This is a genomic window from Pseudorhizobium halotolerans (assembly GCF_902153235.2).
GTDB classification, from domain to species: Bacteria; Pseudomonadota; Alphaproteobacteria; order Rhizobiales; family Rhizobiaceae; genus Neorhizobium; species Neorhizobium flavum.
In genome coordinates, this window is record NZ_CABFWE030000007.1 from 145,953 (window position 1) to 164,751 (window position 18,799).

The window sequence follows — 18,799 nt, forward strand, 5'->3', positions numbered from 1 at the left end:
GCTAGACCTTTTCCCATCCGTCATGGCTGCTGGCCCGGTAGATCGCATCGATGAAGCGCTGGTTCTTCACCGAATTCTCAAGCGTCACCACCTCGGCTTTCTGGCCTGCGACGGCGCGTGCAAACGCCTCGGCCTGGCGCCGGTACTGACGGCTGTCCTGGAAGCGGAAAATCTGTGACTCGGTGTGCTTCTGGTTGGTAAGCTCAATCTCCTCGGCACCCCAGCGCTCGGCATTGAAGGGCGACTTCACCTCGATATAGCCCTCGGTTCCGTGGAAGACCATGACCTGCCGGTTTGCCATCTGGGTGGCCACATAGAAGCTCATCTCGAAATCGCCGAAGTCCGCCTTGACGCTCGAATAGATGTCCGTTCCAAACTCGGCATCCCGCTCCGTAACGGCCTGCACCCGGAGAGGCTCGCGACCGGTGGCGAAGCGGGTCGTGATCGCGGGGTAGACGCCAATATCGGGTAACGCACCGCCGCCGAGCTCGGGGATATTGCGCATGTTGCCGGCGTCGCGATTGAAATAGGTGAAAGCCCCCTGGACGTGACGCAGACGGCCGATTGCTCCTTCGGCGATCAACTCGCGAACCTTCAGCCAGACCGGTGCATAGGTCACCATCAAGGCTTCCGCGATCAGCACGCCGTTGCGATCCCGCGCCGCGATCAGCGCGTCAATATCGTCCGCCTTGAGGGCAATGGGCTTTTCGCACAGCACGTGCTTGCCGGCATCGGCGGCCTTGATGGACCATTCCACATGCTGGCTCGTCGGTAGCGGGATATAGACCGCGTCGATCACGTCCGAGGCCAGCATCTCCTCGTAGGAACCGAAGGCGTGCGGCACCGAGAACCGGTCGGCCATGTCCCGGGCCTTGGCGAGATCGCGACTGGCAACGGCGGTGGCGACACAGTTCTCCGCATCCTGCAGCGACAACACGACGATGTCCCGACCGATCTTTGCCGTCGACAGAATTCCAAAACGCAACATCGTCAACTCCTCGCTTGATCTGCCGGCGCACCATAGGGTCGCAAACGGGCGGTTGCAACGATGCCGTAGGGGATGAGACGGCGCAGATGCTACCTGCACGATCATCACGACTGCGCTGGCACAAAAGCCCTCGCCGCTTGTTCTAGACCTCATCAGGAGGTGCATCATGACCAAGGACCAGAAGATCACGGGCGGCATGAACGACAGGCCGCGGCAGGATACGATCGCCCAAGCCGGAGCGGGCATCCCGGACGACAGCAGCCGGCCGATCGAGACAGACGATGCAACGATCGGACGCGTTCGCGAAGACCTCTCCGGCGGCAATGCGCGAGAGCGGTTGAAGGACGAGGTCAGGCAAGAGATAGAGATGCCGCAACGCGGCTCTGCCTGACGTCGGCTCGAGGTAGTATCCCTATCGGGGAAAACCCGCATACAGATTTGAGTGGTCGCCCTCGTGGTTGGCCATGCCCGGCTTCGTCAAAACACCGCGCGGCTTGGCATAGCTCATGATCCGCCGTTCGGGCCTTTCATGCCACTGGATGTTGGAGGCCCACAGCTTCGGGAAGAAGCAGAGCGAGGCGTAAGGCAGGTGGTCGTAGATCCACCAGGCCATCTTCTGCCAGTCGCCCTCCCGATCGTGGTTGTCGATCAGCCAGGGAATGGCGATGCAAGCGGTCGCGCCCATGCATCCGTCTGCGTCGCGCATGTCCCAGATATGATTGGCCGCCGAGGCTGCGTTCGTCGAGCAGTTGAGATTGTTCCGGTTGCCGAACTCGTTGACGGCCGCCGAACGATAGCCTGAGCGCAGGTGAAGGCGTCCGAACGTCGCCTGCAGCGGCTCCAGCAACTCCTCGCAGAGCCGCCGTCCTGCCTCGATCGCGAGTTCCGGATCATCCGGCACGTTCGCAATGCCGTGGACGGCCGCGATCTCTGAGAACAGGAAGTCACGGAAGAAGAAGTTCTTCGACAGCCTGACGCGCCCCAGGTCTTCCAGTCCCCTCATCGAACTTGGCTTACGCATCCCCGCCCCATGAAAAAGCCTGCCCCGAAAGGGGACAGGCTATCTCGCAGTCAGGCTTTGCGCCACCCGTTTCAGGCGCGCAGGGTGCCGCCCGTCGTCTTCTCGACATTGCCGACGATCTTGGCCGTCATTGCCTCGAAGTCCTCGTCCGTCAGCGTCCGCTCTACCGGCTGGATCAGTACTTCGATGGCGACGGACTTGCGGCGCTCGCCGAGAGAGGCACCTTCGAAGATATCGAAGACGTTGACGCCGGTGATCAGCTTGCGGTCGGCGCTGGCGGCCGCCTTGATGATGGCAGCAGCCTCGACAGTGCTGTCGACCACGAAGGCGAAGTCGCGCTTCACCACCTGGAAGGGCGACAGCTCCAGGGGCGGCTTGGTGCGGGTCGCCTTCTTCTTCGGTTCCGGAATTGCGTCGAGATAGACTTCGAAACCACACAAGGCGCCGGAGACATCAAGCGCTCCGAGTGTCTTGGGGTGGAACTCGCCGAAATAGCCGAGCACCACCTTCGGGCCCATCTTGATCGTTCCGGAACGGCCGGGGTGGTACCAGGCTGGCGCACCCTTCTCGACCTGGACATTGCCCATCGGCAGGCCACAGGCTTCCAGCACAGCCAGCGCGTCCGCCTTGGCATCAAAGACATCGACCGCCTTGCCGCCGCCCTTCGCCGCGTTCGACCAGGAGCGACCGGCTCCGTTGATCGACGCCGTTCCGCGACGCACGCCGCCGGCTACGCGGCGCTGACCTTCCGGCGCATCGCTCTCGTAGGTACCGGAGACCTCGAAGATCGCCACGTCGCCATAGCCCTTGTCGGCATTGCGCTGCGCGGCCGTCAGCAGGCCGGGCAACAGCGACGGCCGCATGTCCGACATGTCCGAGGCAATCGGGTTGGCGAGCTTGAGGCTCGCCGCACCACCGCCGAAAAGCCTCGCGTGGTCTTCCGATATGAAGGACCACGTAACCGCCTCCAGCATGCCGCGCGCAGCCAGGGCCCGGCGGGCCGTGCGGCTGCGGACCTGCAGCGTGGTCAGGATTCGACCGTTGACCGAACCGAGATTGTCGATCGTCTCGGGCAGGATCTGGTCGACGCCATGGATGCGCATGACCTCCTCCACGAGGTCGGCCTTGCCGTCGATGTCCGGGCGCCAGGAGGGCACGGTGACCGACAGGCGGCTGCCTTCGCCCTTCACCCCGAAACCCAGTCGCGCGAGGATTTCCCGGCTTTCCTCCGGAGAGACGTCGAGACCCGTCAGGCGCTTGACCTCCGAAGTCGGGAAGTCGATCACCTTCGGTTGGTACCCTTTGTAACCCACGACCTTGGCCTCGGCCCCCGTACCGCCGCAGAGCTGCAGGACCAGTTCGGTCGTGCGCTCCAGCCCCGGCACCATGTATTCCGGATCGACGCCGCGCTCGAAGCGGTAGCGCGCATCGGTAATGATGCCGAGCGAGCGGCCGGTCTTGGCGATGTTGATCGGGTCCCAGAGCGCCGATTCGATCAGCACCTCCGTGGTGTTTTCGTCGCAGCCCGAATGCTCGCCGCCCATCACGCCGCCGATCGACTCGACGCCGTTCTCGTCAGCGATCACCACATTGTTCGGCGTCAGAGTGTATTCCCGCTGGTCGAGCGCAAGGATCGTCTCGCCCTGGAGCGCGCGGCGGACGGTCAGCCCGCCCTTGACCTTGGCTGCGTCGAAGACGTGCATCGGGCGGCCTTGGTCGAAGGTCATGTAGTTGGTGATATCGACCAGCGCGTTGATCGGGCGAAGGCCGATCGCCTTCAGCCGCTGCTGCATCCAGACCGGGCTCGGGCCGTTCTTCACGCCGCGAACGAGCCGCAGGCCGAAGCCCGGGCAGAGGCGTTCATCGTCGAGGATGATCTTCAGGTCGACGGACGTCTCGCCGTCGATCTTGAAGTCCGGCTTGGCGTGCTGCTTCAGTGTACCGAGGCCGGAGGCTGCCAGATCGCGGGCAATGCCGTAGATCGACGTGCAATCCGGGCGGTTCGGCGTCAGGTTGATCTCGATGACCGGATCATCGAGGCCGGCATATCTCGCAAACGGCGTTCCCACGGGCGCATCCACCGGCAGGTCGATGATGCCCTCGTGGTTATCCGACATGTCGAGCTCTTTCTCGGAGCACATCATGCCGTGGCTTTCGACGCCGCGGATATTGCCGACCGACAGCGTCACGTCGATGCCGGGGACATAGGTGCCGGGCCGCGCCAAGGCACCGACCAGGCCTGCCCGTGCGTTTGGCGCGCCACAGACGACCTGCACTGGCTTGCCGTCGCCGGCATCTACCATCAGCACCTTCAGCCGGTCGGCCGAAGGATGTTTCTCGGCCGAGACGACCTTGGCGATGACGAAGGGCTTGTAGGCCGCCTTGTCGTCGACATCTTCGACCTCGAGCCCGATCGCCGTCAGCCGCTCGCAGATCTCGTCGAGGGTGGCGTCGGTCTCAAGATGATCCTTGAGCCAGGAGAGCGTGAATTTCATGTGTCTGTCCCTCCCTTACGCGCTCAAACCACCGAACAGCGTCGGCATGTCGAGCGGGCGGAAGCCGTAGTGATTCATCCAGCGAACGTCAGCGTTGAAGAAGTCGCGCAGGTCCGGCATGCCGTATTTCAGCATGGCGATGCGGTCGAGCCCCATGCCCCAGGCAAAGCCCTGGTACTCGTCGGGATCGAGCCCTCCGGCACGCAGGACGTTCGGGTGGACCATTCCGCAGCCGAGGATCTCCATCCAGTCGGAGCCCTCGCCGAACTTTACGATCGGGCCGGAGCGGTCGCACTGGATGTCGACCTCGAAGCTCGGTTCGGTGAACGGGAAGAAGGACGGGCGGAAGCGCATCGTCACGCTGTCGACCTCGAAGAAGGCCTTGCAGAACTCTTCGAGGATCCAGCGCATGTGACCGACATGGCTCTTCTTGTCGACGACCAGCCCCTCGACCTGGTGGAACATCGGCGAATGCGTGGCATCGGAGTCCTGGCGATAGGTCTTGCCCGGGATGACGATGCGGATCGGCGGCTTCTGAGCTTCCATGGTCCGCACCTGGACCGGCGAGGTGTGGGTGCGCAGCACCTTCCTCTCGCCCTTTTCGTCCGCGTGGAAGAAGAAGGTATCGTGCATCTCGCGGGCCGGATGGCCTTCCGGGAAGTTCAGCGCCGTGAAGTTGTAGTAGTCCGTCTCGATATCTGGCCCTTCGGCGATCGAGAAGCCCATGTCCGCGAAGACCGCCGTGATCTCGTCGACGATCTGGCTGATCGGATGGATGCGGCCACGCTCTGCCGGCGAGGACCGCACCGGCAGCGAGACATCCACGGTCTCCGCCTTCAGCCGCGCCTCGATCGCCGCATCCTTCAGCACCGTCTTGCGCGCATTGATCGCTTCGGTGATCTCGTTCTTCAGCGCGTTGATCGCGGCCCCGCGCGTCTGGCGCTCTTCTGCACTCATGGCGCCCAGCGTCTTCAGGAGTTCGGAGACCGACCCCTTCTTGCCCAGCGCATTGACACGAACGGCCTCGATCGCCGCCTCGTCGCCGGCTGCGGTAATCTCCGCCAGGAGCGATGTTTTCAGGTTTTCCAGATCGGACATGGTTTCTTCCGTGTGATGCTCGGCGTCGTTGTTAACGTCGCGTCGTGACGGGCAAAAGAAAAACCCGCGCCAGCCCAAACCAGCGCGGGTTTCCCAAAAACTATGAAGCTAAAGAGCCTGGGAAGCGCTGGTTAACGAACCGCGCTTTCAAACTCGTTGGCCGTGCCTGCATCCTTGAGGTACTCGAGAGCCTTCTTGGAAGCCTCGACGAGGGCACCGAAGGCAGCCGGCTCATGGATCGCCATGTCGGACAGGACCTTGCGGTCGACTTCGATGCCGGCCTTGTTCAGGCCGTCGATGAAGCGGCCGTAGGTGAGGCCGGATTCGCGTACGGCTGCGTTGATACGCTGGATCCACAGGGCGCGGAAGTTGCGCTTCTTAACCCGGCGGTCGCGGGTGGCATACTGGCGCGAACGGTCGACCGCGGCCTTTGCGGCGCGGATGGTGTTCTTGCGGCGGCCGTAGAAGCCCTTGGCGGCCTTGAGGGTCTTGGTGTGCTTGGCGCGGGACGTTACGCCACGTTTTACGCGTGCCATGTCATGATCTCCTTAAATGATCCAAAAAAGCGAAAGGGTCTCAGAGACCGTTCGGCAGGTAGTTCTTGACGACCTTCTTGCCATCTGGTTCGGCAAGGACCATCGTGCCGCGTGCATCGCGGATGAACTTGTTGGACCGCTTGATCATTCCGTGGCGCTTGCCAGCAGCGGCCGCGAGGACCTTGCCGGAAGCCGTGATCTTGAACCGCTTCTTGGCGGAGGATTTCGTCTTCATCTTGGGCATTTTGCTACTCCATTCTTCTTGTGAAGCCCGCTGACGAGGCCAGCTTCAAGCATATTAAGAACGGCCTCGGCATGCCCTGCCGGACCGTTCGGACGCGCGCTTATACCCGCAGTCGGGAAAAAGCGCAACGGCATTGGCGAAAGGTTTTGGCGCCGGATCCAAGCCCTCTGCTAAGGCCCCCCGGCGTGGGGACCGGCGCTCAACGCGGCGCCAGCACCATCATCATCTGGCGACCTTCGAGCTTCGGCTCGGCCTCGACCTTGGCGATTTCCGCCGTGTCTTCCTTGACCTGCTGCAGGAGCTTCAGACCAAGTTCCTGGTGAGCCATCTCGCGACCGCGGAAGCGCAATGTCACGCGCACCTTGTCGCCATCCTCGAAGAACCGGTTGATCGCCTTCATCTTCACCTCATAGTCATGGGTGTCGATGTTCGGGCGCATCTTGATTTCCTTGATCTCGACGATCTTCTGCTTCTTGCGCGCCTCGGCAGCCTTTTTCTGGTTGGCGTATTTCAGCTTGCCCAGATCGAGAATCTTGCATACCGGCGGATCATTGTTCGGAGAGATCTCGACAAGGTCTAGGCCGGCGTCTTCCGCCATCCTCAACGCTTCGTCTGTCGCAACGGGGCCGAGGTTGTTTCCATCGGCGTCGATAAGCTGAACCCTAGGAACCCGGATTTCCCGGTTTGAGCGCGGCCCTTCCTTGACGGGGGCATCGGCTTTGAACGGTCTGCGAATGGTCGTATTCTCCTTGGCTGTTTCCGTAAAACGCCGCAAATCCGCTGAAATCGCGGAAGCGTCGGCAATGTCGTGATCACGACGGCGAAGTCAATAGCATAGCTTTTCGAAAAAATCACCTGCTGCCCGCGGGACGGGAATCGGGTCTATAAAGCGCCAACACATAAGGAAGCCCCATGCCAGAAGCTTACGAGATCAAGCCGCCGCAGTCCAAGTCCGTCCTTGTCGGCCTTCCCGGTTCGACGCGTGAGATTGCGATCCTTCACCGCCCGGCGGAGACCAGGCCGGAGACACCCGCACTCGTGTGGCTCGGTGGCTACCGCTCGGACATGAGCGGCACAAAGGCGATCGAGATGGACGCCTTGGCGGCGGAATGCGGCTCCGAAGCGATCCGCTTCGATTACTCCGGCCATGGAGCGTCGGGCGGCGAGTTTCGTGACGGCACGATTTCCCGCTGGCTGGAGGAGGCTCTTGCCGTGCTCGACGCTTTGAAGCCCACGCGGGTTGTCCTCGTCGGCTCGTCCATGGGAGGATGGATCGCGCTACTCTTGGCACGCGAATTGCGCCGCCGCGGCAGCCCCGCGCTTGAAGGCCTCGCCCTCATCGCTCCGGCTCCCGACTTCACATCTGAACTCATCGAGCCCCACCTGACCGAGGATCAGCGCCAGGCATTGGAAGACGAGGGCTACTTCGAGGAGCCTTCGGAATACAGCCCGGAGCCGAACATCTACACTCGCGCCCTAATTGAGGACGGGCGAGCGAACCAGGTCCTGAAGGGAATCATCGAAACCGGTTGCCCGGTGCATATCCTGCAGGGAATGGCGGATCCGGACGTGCCCTACAAGCATGCCCTGACGCTGATGGAGCACCTTCCCGCGGACGACGTTGTCCTGACGCTGATGCGCGACGGCGACCACCGCCTGTCCCGCCCCCAGGACCTCGAAAAACTGCGCTCGGCGCTCGCGACCCTCATAAATTGTGATTAATAATTAAGCTGATACTCAAATGCATCACCCTTAACCATAATCACTATGAGAATGAATCCCTAAAAGTTGATCGATTGACAGTTCGACCCGCCCCGACTTAACGTTTTGTTAAGACTTGAAGGGACGGGTCCATGAGAATTGCCTCGAAGGCACAGCTGATTGCTGTGATCCTCGCATTTATACTTGCGCCGACGTCAGCCGCGGTGCCGGCGCCGCGCTCTCAGGCGCACATGGTGACAGGGGACGTGACGTCCCAGCCGATCGGACATTATGAGTTCTGCCGCCAGAACCCTGGCGAATGCAACACGCGGCTCGCTTCCAGCCCGGCGCCAAAGCTGACCCCCAATGGGTGGGCGGTCGTCAAGGACATCAACCAGTCGGTCAACTCGCGGATCAAGGCGATGACGGACAGGGATATCTACGGCCGCGAAGAAGTTTGGGTCTATCCAAACGACGTCGGTGACTGCGAGGATTACGCGCTGCTGAAGCGGCGTGAGCTCGCCGCCAAGGGCTTCTCGCTCTCGGACCTGCTCATCACCGTCGTCCGCAAGCCGGATGGCGAAGGACATGCCGTCCTGACGGTCCGCACCGCGCAGGGCGACTTCATCCTCGACAACCTTGATCCGGATGTGAAGCTCTGGAACGAGACTTCCTACACTTACCTGAAGCGGCAGGCATCCTTCAGCACCGGCCGCTGGGTCAGCATCGAAAACGGCAGCGACGTCGTGGTCGGCGCCCTGCGCTGAGGCCGGTCCTCATCCGACAAAAAAAGCGGGCGAGGCCCGCTTTTTTTTGTGCCCGCTTCCTATCCATGCCCGATGATGATGCCGGCCGCCAGCACTAGCGATCCTCCGAGCACCACCTGCATCACCGCCCGCATGAAGGGCGTTTCCATGTAACGGTTCTGGATGAACGCAATTGCCCAAAGCTCCACGAAGACGACGATGCCGGCGAGGATCGTCGCGGTCCAGAAATGCGGGATCAGGTAGGGCAGCGCATGTCCGAGACCCCCAATCGCGGTCATGATGCCCGAGGCGAGGCCCCGCTTCACGGGTGAGCCGCGTCCGGAAATCTTCCCGTCGTCATGGGCCGCCTCGGTGAAGCCCATGGAAATACCGGCACCGACCGAAGCTGAAAGACCGATGAGGAAGGTCGACCAGGTGTCCTGCGTAGCGAAGGCGGCGGCGAAGATCGGCGCCAGCGTGGAGACCGATCCATCCATCAGTCCTGCCAGTCCCGGCTGCACATAGGTCAGGATGAACTGGCGATGCGCGGTCGCGTCTTCCTCGTCCCGCTCCCCCTCGCCGACATGCTTTTCCGTAAGAGCCTGGGCAATTTCCTCATGGCCCTGTTCCGCGAGCGCAAGGTCCCCGAGAAGCCGTCGTGTCGAGGCATCGCTTACCCGCTTTGCCGCTTCGGTGTAGAAGCGAAAGGCCTGCTCCTCCATTGCGCGCGCCTGATCGCGGATTGTCTCGAGTGCCAGATTGCGGACGAGCCAGTCCGGGCGCCGGGCATAGAAGCCGCGAACGTGTTCGCGGCGGATGAGCGGGATGTCTTCGCCAAAACGGGAGCGGAACATCTCGATCAGCATGTTCTTGTGGGTCTGCTCCACGTCGGCCATGTCCTCGAACACCTTCGCGGATGCCGGATATCGCTCACGAAGGTTGTCGGCATAGGCCTTGTAGATGCGCGCATCCTCCTCCTCCGCACCGATTGCCAGGGCGAGGATTTCTTCTTCGCTGAGAGAATCAAAGGAGCGGCGTGACGAAAGTGCGGAGGGACGAAGGGTAGCAAACATTGAAAACCTCTTTTAGAATTATTCTAATCTAAGACATTTCGATAAGAGGTTCAACCTCAGGGCGCAGCAAGAACAGGAGGCGCCGACGCAACAATCGCGATTTGGTGACCCGGCTTTACGCAATTATCGACCTGTCGGGCTTGCCGTTCGGGAAATGATCGCCGTACAAGGTCGAAAGCTGCGGCCTCGGCCGCGCTCTATTCAGAAAGGCATGCTCCCATGAACCGCAGAAACTTCATCCGTCAGGCCGGCACAGCCGGCATCCTCGCCGGCTCGGCGGCTACACTTGCCACCCCCGCGATCGCCCAGGAAAATCCCAAGATCACGTGGCGGATGACATCGTCCTTCACCAAGGGCCTCGACATCCTTTTCGGTGCGGCGGAAATCGTCGCGGAGCACGTTCGCGAAGCATCGAATGGCAATTTCGTGATCCAGCACTTTGCGGGCGGCGAAATCGTCCCGGCGCTGCAGGCGGCAGATGCCGTCAGTTCCGGCACGGTCGAAATGGCCCATACCTGCGCCTACTATTATGTCGGCAAGGATCCGACCTTTGCGCTCGGTACCGCGGTCCCGTTCGGCCTCAACGCACGCCAGACCAATGCCTGGTTCAACCAGGCCGGCGGCAATGAACTGCTCAACGAGTTCCTGTCTGGCTACAACATCCACTCCATCTTGCTCGGCAACACCGGCGCCCAGATGGGCGGCTGGTTCCGGAAGGAAATCAACACGATCGAAGACCTCAAGGGCCTTAAGATGCGCATTGCCGGCCTCACCGGCCAGGTCATGAGCAAGGTAGGCGTCACGCCGCAGCAGATCGCCGGCGGCGATGTCTATGCCGCACTCGAGAAGGGCACGATCGACGCCACGGAGTTCGTTGGACCGTATGACGACCAGAAGCTCGGCTTCCAGAAGGTCGCCAAGTACTACTACTATCCGGCGTGGTGGGAAGGCGGCCCGGCCGTCCACGCGTTCGTCAATCTTGAAAAGTGGAACAGCCTGCCGGACAACTACAAGCGTATCCTGCAGGATGCCTGCGCTGCCGGCAGCGCCAGTATGCTGGAGCGCTACGATGCCCGCAACCCGGTTGCGCTGAAGGAATTGGTGGCTGCCGGCGCGATCCTGCGACCCTTCAGCCAGGAAATCCTGGACGCCAGCTACAAGGCGGCGCAGGAAACCTATGCCGAGATCTCGGCGAGCAACCCGGCCTTCAAGAAGATCTACGACAGCCAGCAGGCGTTCAAGAAGGACGCCTATCTCTGGGCGCAGATTGCCGAATACAGCTACGACACCTTCATGATGATCCAGCAGCGCAACGGCACGCTCTGACACCATGCGAGGGGAGAGCCCGCTCCAGGGCTCTCCCACCTTCCAGCAGCGACGGGATGGCCGCGACACCGGATCCCGCTTGCGGCCGCCGGATCCTGAGCCTTAACTAGCCGGCGAACCGGCCATCATTCGTCACCAGGAGAACACCCATGGACCGCAGAAGATTCTTGAGACAGGCCGCAACGGCCGGCGCGGGCGCCGCAACGGCCGCCACGCTTGCCGCCCCTGCCATCGCCCAGGAGCAGCCGCAGATCACCTGGCGGCTCACCTCGTCATTCCCGAAGAACCTCGACATCATCTTCGGCGCCGCCAACGAGATCGCCGACAGCGTCAAGAACGCGACCGATGGCCGGTTCACCATCCAGGTTTTCGCTGCCGGCGAGATCGTCCCGGGCCTCCAGGCCGCCGATGCCGTTGCCAATGGCACGGTGGAGATGGCCCATACCTGCTCCTACTACTACATCGGCCAGGATCCGGCCTTCGCGCTCGGCACTGCCATACCGTTCGGGCTGAATGCGCGCATGACCAATGCGTGGTTCGAGACGGGCGGTACGGACATGATCAACGAGTTCCTGGCTCCGCGAAACCTCTACGCGCTGCCCGCGGGCAACAGCGGCACCCAGATGGGCGGCTGGTTCCGCAAGGAAATCAATACGATCGACGACCTCAAGGGCCTAAAGATGCGGATCGCCGGCCTTGCCGGGCAGATCATGACTAAGGTGGGCGTCACGCCGCAGCAGATCGCGGCCGGCGACGTTTATCCGGCTCTGGAGAAGGGTACGATCGACGCAACGGAATTCGTCGGACCGTATGACGACCAGAAGCTCGGCTTCCACAAGGTCGCCAAGTACTACTACTATCCCGCCTGGTGGGAAGGCGGCCCGGCCATGCATGCCTTCTTCAACCTGGACAAGTGGAACGGCCTGCCGAAGAGCTATCAGCAGATCCTCGCCAATGCCTGTGCCTCCGCCAACAACAAGATGCTGGCCAATTACGACGCGCAGAATGCGACGGCCCTCAAGCAACTGGTCGCCGAAGGCGCCATCCTCAAGCCCTTCAGCCAGGAGGTGATGGAAGCCTGCTACAAGGCGGCCATGGAGACCTATGCGGAGCTTTCGGAAAAGAGCCCCGACTTCAAGAAGCTCTATGACAGCCAATTGGCCTTCAAGAAGGACGCCTACCTCTGGGCTCAGGTGGCGGAGTACAGCTTCGACACCTTCATGATGATCCAGCAACGCAATGGTGCGCTGTAGGCCTCAGGCAGCCCCCTCGGCGCAGAACCCGAAGCCCCGCCAAGTGCGGGGCTTTTTTATTATTAGGTAACGCTACTTTTCGGCCACATTCGTGGGAACGCCAAGCCCCCTCATCCGTTCTGTGCATACCACACCGGAGAGACTTCATGGCATACCACCACCCCCCGCGCCAGGCCAAGGGCGGCCTCGGCACCGCTGTCCTTTTCATGCTCCTCGTCATTGCCGGCGGCAGCTTCGTCGCGGCAACGATGGACGATGGCCCATCCGCGCCGCGCGTCTATCTCGCCAAGGACCTGAACGCTGCCGTGGTCCGCTAAAACCTCCCGCTCCGATACCCCGTGACATTCCCCAAATAGAGGAGCCCCGCACATGGCGGGGCCCGAAACTCTTGGATTGGGCTGCCTAGGCAGCGCCCGTATTCGGGCGGTTGCGCCCGACATTGGAATTGCTGGACGCTGTCTTGCCGTCCGGCTCCTGACCGTAATAGGTCCCACCCAGATGTCCGCCGGCACTGGTGTTCTCAACCTGCTTCTCGGCGCGCTTGATGGCTTCCTTCACGTCACTCTTCGTCATGCTTCGTCTCCGTCTTTTGAGTTGGTGACCCAGACTCAACCACGGTCAAAGCTCGATGTTCCTTTATTCAGGGCGTCAGGACGACGCACCCGGCAACGCATAGCTACCAATCCGCTTGTAGAACAAGGTGGTGTCGCAGAACCCGCCATCCGGCCACATCGCATATTCCGGTATCATGCCTACCCGCTCCCAACCGAAACGTGGGTAGATGCGTTCCGCCTCGCTGCCGGTGGCCGTATCCAATACCAGCAGTGTGCGGCCGCGTCGCGCCGCCTCGGCCTCCACCGCGTCCATCAGCGGGCGCGATAGGCCGTGGCCGCGGGCTGAACGGTGCACGAGCAGCTTCATCAGGTCGCCGCGATGCGGCTGGTTCGGTTTGGTCGCCAGTCCGACCTGCACCGTGCCGACCACCCTGCCCTCCAGCTCCGCGAGTGCCAGGATCGTCCGACCCACCTCGACCTCCTCGGCGACCTGCCCCCAGTACCCCGTCGCATCCTCGGGCGTGAAGGGAAGCATGAAGCCCAGAGAGGCACCGCCATTGATGCAGTCGGCGAGAACCTCGCAAAGTGCTGGTATGGCTGCGCGTGCTGCATCAGCGTCGGCGATGTGGATCGTCGCCATCGTGTCCTTCCTCTCTTTCCTCACCGTCCGCGGTCGAGGATGACCGCATATCTTGCCGGACTTTGACCGGGATTGTGGAAGTCGAAGGCGTCGCCGAGATCCATGAACAGACAGTCGCCCGGCTGCAGATGGTGCACCGTCTCGCCGATCGTCATCTGCAACTCCCCCTCCAGCAGCCAGACATGCTGGGTCATCGAGCGGCTCTCGGCGCGCGGCGGAAAACTCACCCGGGCGCCCGGCGGAAACTCCACCTCCACGATGTCCACCCGGTTCGGCATGCCCGGCGGGGAAACCGATCGTCGCAGGTAACCCGTATGCGGGTCGCGCCAGAGCCGTTGCTCCTGCCGCCGACTGAGCGGCGACGAGACATCCGTCACCTCGGCAAAGAAGCCGGACAGAGTCACTCCCAGCGCTTCGCACAGCCGCGCCAGCAGCGCTGCCGTCGGGCTTGCCTCTGCCCTTTCGACACGGGAGATCATTGCCCGGCTGACACCGGAGCGTTCCGCGAGTTCGTCCAGGGTCAGCCCCTGCTCTGCCCGCAGGGTCCGCACACGCTCGGCGATTGATCGATCGATTGGAACGCTTTCCATTATGAAAGAATGGACGTCTCTTATAATGGAGTCAACTGTGTTTCATATCTGGCGCTGGCTCTCCAGCCATTCCCTGACTAATGACGGATCCTGGTCGGTGAGCGGATGGCCAACGTCGATCACGTGGCTGGTCAGCCGCGCCCCACAGGCCCTCAGCCAGGCCTCCAGTTGGCGCGCCGACGGTGCAGCAATATCCAGCCTGCCACTTACCATCAGCACGTCCGCCCCGGTGAGATCGACAACCGGCGGCTCTTCGAGAACCAGCATGGGCCGCAGCAGGATGGCGCGGCGCACAAGTCCCGGATGGAGCCCCATGACCGCCGCCAGGAAGTTGGCGCCGTTGGACTGGCCGAGGAAGACCAGTTGCTCCGGATCAAGCCGGTAACCATCCATGCCGCCTTCAACGAAGGCGGCGAAGGCCTCGGCTTCGCTGCGGATGTCCTGCTGGTCGAAGCGACCCGCCGGCAGGCGCCGGAACCAGCGTGGAAAACCCTCCTCCGCCGCGCGGCCCCGTACGCCGAGAAGCGTTGCCTGCGGCGCGACCCGATGCGCAAGCGGCATCAGCGCTGCCTCGTTGCCACCGCTGCCATGCAGCAGCACCAGTGTCTCATCTCCCGGCGTCTCCGGCACGAAGAAGCGGTGGACGAAGGGGAGGTCACGGCGCGGCATGCGCGGCTCGCCCGGCAGGGAGAACTGTGGCAGCAGCACCTTCAGGTCTTCCGCCCGCTCAAGGTCGTGCGGCGGCACGAAGAGCGTCTCGCCGAGATGACCTGGCTCCTCGTCAATCGCAAAACCAGGACCGTCGGTCGCGAACTCGATCAGCGTTCCACCCGGTTCGCGGACGTAAAGCGAAGTAAAGTACTTCCGGTCGTGGAGCGTGGTCGGGGAGGCGTTGCGCCTGGAAAGCTCCGCCTCGGCCCGTTCGACGGCCGCAAGGTCGGCGGCGCGGAAGGCGACATGATCCGCCGTCCCGGTTCCGGGAACCCCCGGCACATAGCCACTGGCGTCCCGCACGTCGACCGCATCGGTGTCGGAAAGCATCCTCTGCAGCGTGCCGGAGGCGGGCCCCGGGCGATATCCGAAGCGGCCGAGGAATGCCGCCGTCTCCTCCGGCGTCTCGGTCAGCAAGGTGACGGCACGCAGGCGCTGCACCGCCAGGCCGTCCGCCGGCATGTCAGGCATCGGAGGCCCGTTCGCCACGAGCTTGACGATGATCCCGTCTGGATCCTTCAACCGCAACACCGTCTCGCCGAATTCGTGCAACGGGCCTTCCACCGGCACCCGGTGGGTGATCGCCCTCGTCAGCCATTCGCCGATCGTGTTCTGCGGCACGGAGAAGGCGATCTCGGAAACCTGCCCATTGCCGACCCGCCCCGGCGCGCCGTCTTCCCAGACGAGGAAGGTGACGAGCGTGCCCGGCTCTGCCTCTGCATTGCCGTAGAACAGATGCAGTTGCTCGGCATCCTCGAAGCCGCCGGTGCGCTTCACCAGGTGGAGCCCCAGGAAGCCGACATAGAAATCGACATTGTCCTGCACCCGCCGGGTAATCAGCGTGACATGATGGATTCCGGTGGCGAAGGACAAGGCAGACATGAGCGGGTTCCGGTTGCGATAACGGCACCGTAATTGCTCCCGCGGCGGCGGGATAGGATGAATCGGTTTGGCATGAAAGGCTGCTGATGTCCTGTTGCGGCCTTTGACGGTTACGGGTTCAACCGCCGTGTTCGCCCTTGATGATGTCGTTCACCCGCCTCGCGAGCGCCTCGCCGGAAAACGGCTTCGTCATGACCTGCATGCCGCGTTCCAGATGGCCGTGGTTCAGAACGGCGTTTTCAGCGTAGCCCGTTATGAAGAGAACCTTCAGGTCCGGCTGGCCCAGCCTGGCGGCATCAGCAAGCTGGCGACCGTTCATGCCGTTTGGCAGGCCCACATCGGTCAGCAACAGGCAGATATCCCGATGCGATTGGAGCAGTTTCATCGCCGATGGCCCGTCGTCCGCCTCCAGGACGTCGTATCCCAGCTCCGTCAGGATTTCGACCGCAACCATACGCACAAGAGGCTCGTCATCGACCACCAGGATAGTCTGGCTGCCCGATGCCCGCGGCGCCTCGGGCTCACGCTCGAATTCCTCCTCATCAGGCGCTTCGGCGGCGTAGCGCGGCAGGTAAAGGCACACCATGGTCCCCTGACCGACCTCGGAATAGATGCGAGCGGATCCGTCCGACTGCCCCGCGAACCCGTAGACCATCGAGAGCCCAAGTCCGGTGCCCTGGCCGGTCGGCTTCGTGGTGAAGAAGGGGTCAAAAGCGCGTGCGATCGTTTCGGACGACATGCCTGTCCCGGTATCGCTCACGCACAATGACACATATTGCCCCGGCGCCAGCCCACGTTCGCGAGCGGCGCGTTCATCCATCCAGCGGTTGGCGGTTTCTATGGTGACCTTTCCACCGTCCGGCATCGCGTCGCGCGCATTGATACAGAGGTTAAGGAGGGCATTCTCGAGCTGGCCGACGTCAGCAAAGGTTGTCCAGAGCCCTCCGGCCGCGACGGCTTCGACTGCGACAGACGGACCGACGCTCCGCGCGATCAAGTCGTGCATCCCCGCCACCAGCCGATTGAGGTCTAATGGCTTCGGATCAAGCGTCTGACGCCGGGAAAAGGCAAGGAGGCGCTGCGTCAATCCCGCGGCCCGCTTCACCGCAGACTGCGCCCCGTGCAGATAACGGTCCACATCCGCGATCCTGCCCTGGGATAGACGTGTGTTCATCAGCTCTAAGCTGCCACCGATCCCGGCGAGGATGTTGTTGAAGTCATGGGCTAGGCCGCCGGTGAGCTGCCCCACCGCTTCCATCTTCTGGGAGTGGCGAAGTGCTTCCTCAGCCTGGACCAGAGCAGCGGTCCGTTCTTCCACACGGGCTTCAAGCGACGCGTTGAGTGCAGCAAGCGCCTCGGCCGTGCTCCGCAGTTCCGCCTCCGCCCTCACACGCTGGATGTGGGCCCAGGACCGTTCGGTGACCTCCCGTATGAGCGCAAGCTCCTCGGCCGACCAGGTATGCGGCACCTTGTCGTGGATCGCCATCAATGCGGTGAGCTTTCCGCCACGCAGGAGGGGCATGCAGATCGTGGCAGCGATGCCGATATCCTGGAACGTCTTGGCCTCTTCCGGCGCGAGTTCCTTTTGATTATCGTTGACGATGAGGGGCAGGCCTCGGGTCAGGTTGGAAACCGCAAGCCTTCCAAAGGCGGCGAGGCTGTAATGACCGACGATGGAAGGTGAGCCCTCCGCGGCCCAGTCGCCGCGTATGGTAAATCCATCTTCATCGTCGTCCATGTCGGCATAAGCGCAGTTGGACAGCCTCAGGTACTCGCCCACCATTCTTGTCGTGACTGCCAGAATGGTGTCGGCGTCGGCGCCCTTGCCCGTCTCCTTTGCCAGATCGTCCAGGAATCGCAGCCGTGCCTCTGAGCGTCTCAGCGTCTCTTCGCCTAGTGTTCTCTCGGTGACATCGGAGCCCGACACGAAGATGTTGGTGATTTCGCCTCCCGGGCTCCGGATGGGCTGGTAGACGAAGTCCAGATATCGATCCTGTGCCTGGGCTGCAGCAGGAGGCATGAAGGAAAAGAGCTTTCCCGCGGCCGCATAGGCCTTTCCGGACTGCAGGATCTCCTGCAGAATATCGAGATACCCTTGCGAAATCGCCTCGGGAAGCGCGTCGATGACTTTCCTGCCGATGACGTCGCGGTCGCCGATAAGCCGCATATAGGCGGGATTGGCATACTCGATGCGAAAATCCGGTACGCTCAGCATCGCCATGAAGCCCGGAGCATTCTCGAACATCTGACGATAGCGCTCGCGTTCGGAAATGAGGCTCCTTCGACCGTGGACCGCATCCGTCGTCTCGATGGCCGTGTCCAGCATACCGAGCACGGTGCCGTTCTCGTCACGAACCGGGGCGTAGCAGAAGGTGAAGTAGGCCGTTTCCGTGTGGCCGTGGCGCGTGGTCTGCAGCTGGAAGTCTTCGTGGTAGCCCGCTATGCCCGCTAGCGCATCCTCTGCGATCGGCCTCAGCGCCTCCCAGGTCTCGCTCCATGTCACCCGAAGAGGCTGGCCCAAGGCTTCTTCCTTGGCACCGAGTATCGGCAGGAATTCGTCATTGTAGATCGCGATCAGATCCGGGCCCCAGAACAGGCACTGCGGAAACTTCGACGCAACGACTGCTTCGACTGAAATCTTGAGGGCAGGCGACCAGGACTCGATCGGTCCGAGCGGCGTCCTTTCCCACGCAAAAGACCTGATCTTGTCAGCCATCAAGCCTGTCGATGATGGGAATATGCTGCTTGCCATGGGCCCCCTGATCCGCTGAGGAGCAGAAGTAGGGCTCGATGTCGCGAAGTGAAGTGCCGCAGAAGACGCTAATTGGCGGCGCCATCTAGCCATTTTGTCTCCTCCGGGTCCCTGAAAGCGGGGCGCTTGGCGCGCACCCCGGGGCAGGAGGAGTGTACGAGCGCTCTCGAGTTTGACCCACGCGCTCCA

General features: G+C 62.4%; 20 protein-coding genes. 6 read left to right on the forward strand and 14 right to left on the reverse strand.

Features of this window, described 5'->3' with window-relative positions; all coding sequences use genetic code 11:
- Position 1 precedes the first annotated feature (1 nt).
- A complete protein-coding gene (locus FN060_RS13620) occupies positions 2 to 988 on the reverse strand; it encodes a Gfo/Idh/MocA family protein (protein WP_142588598.1) in 987 nt (328 codons plus the stop codon).
- Between the two features lie 166 nt (positions 989 to 1,154).
- Here FN060_RS13620 and FN060_RS13625 point away from each other — a divergent pair, with 166 nt between their 5' ends.
- Positions 1,155 to 1,379: a hypothetical protein gene (locus FN060_RS13625; protein WP_142588599.1), complete on the forward strand. Its 225-nt coding sequence runs from the start codon at positions 1,155 to 1,157 to the stop codon at positions 1,377 to 1,379.
- A gap of 21 nt (positions 1,380 to 1,400) precedes the next feature.
- Here the strand turns inward: FN060_RS13625 and FN060_RS13630 are convergent, their stop codons facing one another.
- From FN060_RS13630 to infC, 6 genes are all read right to left on the reverse strand, one after another.
- Positions 1,401 to 2,009, reverse strand: coding sequence for a hypothetical protein (locus FN060_RS13630; RefSeq protein ID WP_142588600.1), 609 nt, complete (start codon positions 2,007 to 2,009; stop codon positions 1,401 to 1,403).
- Between the two features lie 71 nt (positions 2,010 to 2,080).
- Positions 2,081 to 4,504, reverse strand: coding sequence for a phenylalanine--tRNA ligase subunit beta (gene pheT / locus FN060_RS13635; RefSeq protein ID WP_142588601.1), 2,424 nt, complete (start codon positions 4,502 to 4,504; stop codon positions 2,081 to 2,083).
- A gap of 15 nt (positions 4,505 to 4,519) precedes the next feature.
- The gene (gene pheS, locus FN060_RS13640; protein WP_052641462.1) at positions 4,520 to 5,602 is read right to left on the reverse strand and encodes a phenylalanine--tRNA ligase subunit alpha; all 1,083 of its coding nucleotides are present in this window, start codon (positions 5,600 to 5,602) and stop codon (positions 4,520 to 4,522) included.
- Between the two features lie 131 nt (positions 5,603 to 5,733).
- Positions 5,734 to 6,138, reverse strand: coding sequence for a 50S ribosomal protein L20 (rplT, locus tag FN060_RS13645; RefSeq protein ID WP_052641460.1), 405 nt, complete (start codon positions 6,136 to 6,138; stop codon positions 5,734 to 5,736).
- A 40-nt stretch (positions 6,139 to 6,178) separates the two neighbouring features.
- A complete protein-coding gene (gene rpmI, locus FN060_RS13650) occupies positions 6,179 to 6,382 on the reverse strand; it encodes a 50S ribosomal protein L35 (protein ID WP_052641458.1) in 204 nt (67 codons plus the stop codon).
- A gap of 199 nt (positions 6,383 to 6,581) precedes the next feature.
- Positions 6,582 to 7,118: a translation initiation factor IF-3 gene (infC, locus tag FN060_RS13655; RefSeq protein WP_077547933.1), complete on the reverse strand. Its 537-nt coding sequence runs from the start codon at positions 7,116 to 7,118 to the stop codon at positions 6,582 to 6,584.
- Between the two features lie 176 nt (positions 7,119 to 7,294).
- Here infC and FN060_RS13660 point away from each other — a divergent pair, with 176 nt between their 5' ends.
- Both FN060_RS13660 and FN060_RS13665 read left to right on the forward strand, forming a co-directional pair.
- Positions 7,295 to 8,104: an alpha/beta hydrolase gene (locus tag FN060_RS13660; protein WP_142588602.1), complete on the forward strand. Its 810-nt coding sequence runs from the start codon at positions 7,295 to 7,297 to the stop codon at positions 8,102 to 8,104.
- A gap of 131 nt (positions 8,105 to 8,235) precedes the next feature.
- Positions 8,236 to 8,850, forward strand: coding sequence for a transglutaminase-like cysteine peptidase (locus FN060_RS13665; protein ID WP_142588603.1), 615 nt, complete (start codon positions 8,236 to 8,238; stop codon positions 8,848 to 8,850).
- 59 nt (positions 8,851 to 8,909) lie between these two features.
- Here FN060_RS13665 and mbfA read toward each other — a convergent pair whose 3' ends face one another.
- On the reverse strand, positions 8,910 to 9,902 hold the full coding sequence (gene mbfA, locus FN060_RS13670) for an iron exporter MbfA (protein WP_142588604.1): 993 nt from the start codon (positions 9,900 to 9,902) through the stop codon (positions 8,910 to 8,912).
- 219 nt (positions 9,903 to 10,121) lie between these two features.
- On the opposite strand from mbfA, the gene FN060_RS13675 reads away from it, so the two are divergent.
- The 3 genes from FN060_RS13675 (at position 10,122) to FN060_RS13685 (ending at position 12,798) form a co-directional block, all read left to right on the forward strand.
- Entirely contained in the window at positions 10,122 to 11,228 is a 1,107-nt protein-coding gene (locus tag FN060_RS13675; RefSeq protein ID WP_142588605.1) for a TRAP transporter substrate-binding protein, read from the forward strand.
- A gap of 149 nt (positions 11,229 to 11,377) precedes the next feature.
- Positions 11,378 to 12,481 (forward strand): TRAP transporter substrate-binding protein, encoded by a 1,104-nt coding sequence (locus tag FN060_RS13680; RefSeq protein ID WP_052641447.1) that lies wholly within the window; start codon positions 11,378 to 11,380, stop codon positions 12,479 to 12,481.
- 146 nt (positions 12,482 to 12,627) lie between these two features.
- Positions 12,628 to 12,798 carry a hypothetical protein gene (locus FN060_RS13685; RefSeq protein ID WP_156157150.1) on the forward strand — a complete coding sequence of 57 codons (171 nt, stop codon included), beginning with the start codon at positions 12,628 to 12,630 and terminating at the stop codon, positions 12,796 to 12,798.
- Positions 12,799 to 12,883: 85 nt separating this feature from the next.
- On the opposite strand, the gene FN060_RS13690 is transcribed toward FN060_RS13685, so the two are convergent.
- From FN060_RS13690 to FN060_RS23395, 6 genes are all read right to left on the reverse strand, one after another.
- Entirely contained in the window at positions 12,884 to 13,054 is a 171-nt protein-coding gene (locus FN060_RS13690) for a hypothetical protein (protein WP_172972380.1), read from the reverse strand.
- 75 nt (positions 13,055 to 13,129) lie between these two features.
- The gene (locus FN060_RS13695; protein ID WP_142588606.1) at positions 13,130 to 13,675 is read right to left on the reverse strand and encodes a GNAT family N-acetyltransferase; all 546 of its coding nucleotides are present in this window, start codon (positions 13,673 to 13,675) and stop codon (positions 13,130 to 13,132) included.
- A gap of 20 nt (positions 13,676 to 13,695) precedes the next feature.
- Positions 13,696 to 14,265 (reverse strand): helix-turn-helix domain-containing protein, encoded by a 570-nt coding sequence (locus tag FN060_RS13700; RefSeq protein ID WP_142588607.1) that lies wholly within the window; start codon positions 14,263 to 14,265, stop codon positions 13,696 to 13,698.
- Positions 14,266 to 14,307: 42 nt separating this feature from the next.
- Entirely contained in the window at positions 14,308 to 15,858 is a 1,551-nt protein-coding gene (locus tag FN060_RS13705; RefSeq protein ID WP_142588608.1) for a VOC family protein, read from the reverse strand.
- A gap of 118 nt (positions 15,859 to 15,976) precedes the next feature.
- Positions 15,977 to 18,574 (reverse strand): ATP-binding protein, encoded by a 2,598-nt coding sequence (locus FN060_RS13710; RefSeq protein WP_142588609.1) that lies wholly within the window; start codon positions 18,572 to 18,574, stop codon positions 15,977 to 15,979.
- Positions 18,567 to 18,695: a hypothetical protein gene (locus tag FN060_RS23395; RefSeq protein WP_280514331.1), complete on the reverse strand. Its 129-nt coding sequence runs from the start codon at positions 18,693 to 18,695 to the stop codon at positions 18,567 to 18,569. The genes FN060_RS13710 and FN060_RS23395 overlap by 8 nt, the downstream gene beginning before the upstream one ends.
- Positions 18,696 to 18,799: the final 104 nt, after the last annotated feature.

Excerpts from the sequence above, each read along its gene's own strand:
- FN060_RS13620 (WP_142588598.1), bottom strand. The coding sequence starts at position 988 with ATGTTGCGTTTTGGAATTCTGTCGACGGCAAAGATCGGTCGGGACATC.
- FN060_RS13625 (WP_142588599.1), top strand. The coding sequence starts at position 1,155 with ATGACCAAGGACCAGAAGATCACGGGCGGCATGAACGACAGGCCGCGG.
- FN060_RS13630 (WP_142588600.1), bottom strand. The coding sequence starts at position 2,009 with ATGCGTAAGCCAAGTTCGATGAGGGGACTGGAAGACCTGGGGCGCGTC.
- pheT (WP_142588601.1), bottom strand. The coding sequence starts at position 4,504 with ATGAAATTCACGCTCTCCTGGCTCAAGGATCATCTTGAGACCGACGCC.
- pheS (WP_052641462.1), bottom strand. The coding sequence starts at position 5,602 with ATGTCCGATCTGGAAAACCTGAAAACATCGCTCCTGGCGGAGATTACC.
- rplT (WP_052641460.1), bottom strand. The coding sequence starts at position 6,138 with ATGGCACGCGTAAAACGTGGCGTAACGTCCCGCGCCAAGCACACCAAG.
- rpmI (WP_052641458.1), bottom strand. The coding sequence starts at position 6,382 with ATGCCCAAGATGAAGACGAAATCCTCCGCCAAGAAGCGGTTCAAGATC.
- FN060_RS13660 (WP_142588602.1), top strand. The coding sequence starts at position 7,295 with ATGCCAGAAGCTTACGAGATCAAGCCGCCGCAGTCCAAGTCCGTCCTT.
- FN060_RS13665 (WP_142588603.1), top strand. The coding sequence starts at position 8,236 with ATGAGAATTGCCTCGAAGGCACAGCTGATTGCTGTGATCCTCGCATTT.
- mbfA (WP_142588604.1), bottom strand. The coding sequence starts at position 9,902 with ATGTTTGCTACCCTTCGTCCCTCCGCACTTTCGTCACGCCGCTCCTTT.
- FN060_RS13675 (WP_142588605.1), top strand. The coding sequence starts at position 10,122 with ATGAACCGCAGAAACTTCATCCGTCAGGCCGGCACAGCCGGCATCCTC.
- FN060_RS13680 (WP_052641447.1), top strand. The coding sequence starts at position 11,378 with ATGGACCGCAGAAGATTCTTGAGACAGGCCGCAACGGCCGGCGCGGGC.
- FN060_RS13685 (WP_156157150.1), top strand. The coding sequence starts at position 12,628 with ATGGCATACCACCACCCCCCGCGCCAGGCCAAGGGCGGCCTCGGCACC.
- FN060_RS13690 (WP_172972380.1), bottom strand. The coding sequence starts at position 13,054 with ATGACGAAGAGTGACGTGAAGGAAGCCATCAAGCGCGCCGAGAAGCAG.
- FN060_RS13695 (WP_142588606.1), bottom strand. The coding sequence starts at position 13,675 with ATGGCGACGATCCACATCGCCGACGCTGATGCAGCACGCGCAGCCATA.
- FN060_RS13700 (WP_142588607.1), bottom strand. The coding sequence starts at position 14,265 with ATGGAAAGCGTTCCAATCGATCGATCAATCGCCGAGCGTGTGCGGACC.
- FN060_RS13705 (WP_142588608.1), bottom strand. The coding sequence starts at position 15,858 with ATGTCTGCCTTGTCCTTCGCCACCGGAATCCATCATGTCACGCTGATT.
- FN060_RS13710 (WP_142588609.1), bottom strand. The coding sequence starts at position 18,574 with ATGGCTGACAAGATCAGGTCTTTTGCGTGGGAAAGGACGCCGCTCGGA.
- FN060_RS23395 (WP_280514331.1), bottom strand. The coding sequence starts at position 18,695 with ATGGCGCCGCCAATTAGCGTCTTCTGCGGCACTTCACTTCGCGACATC.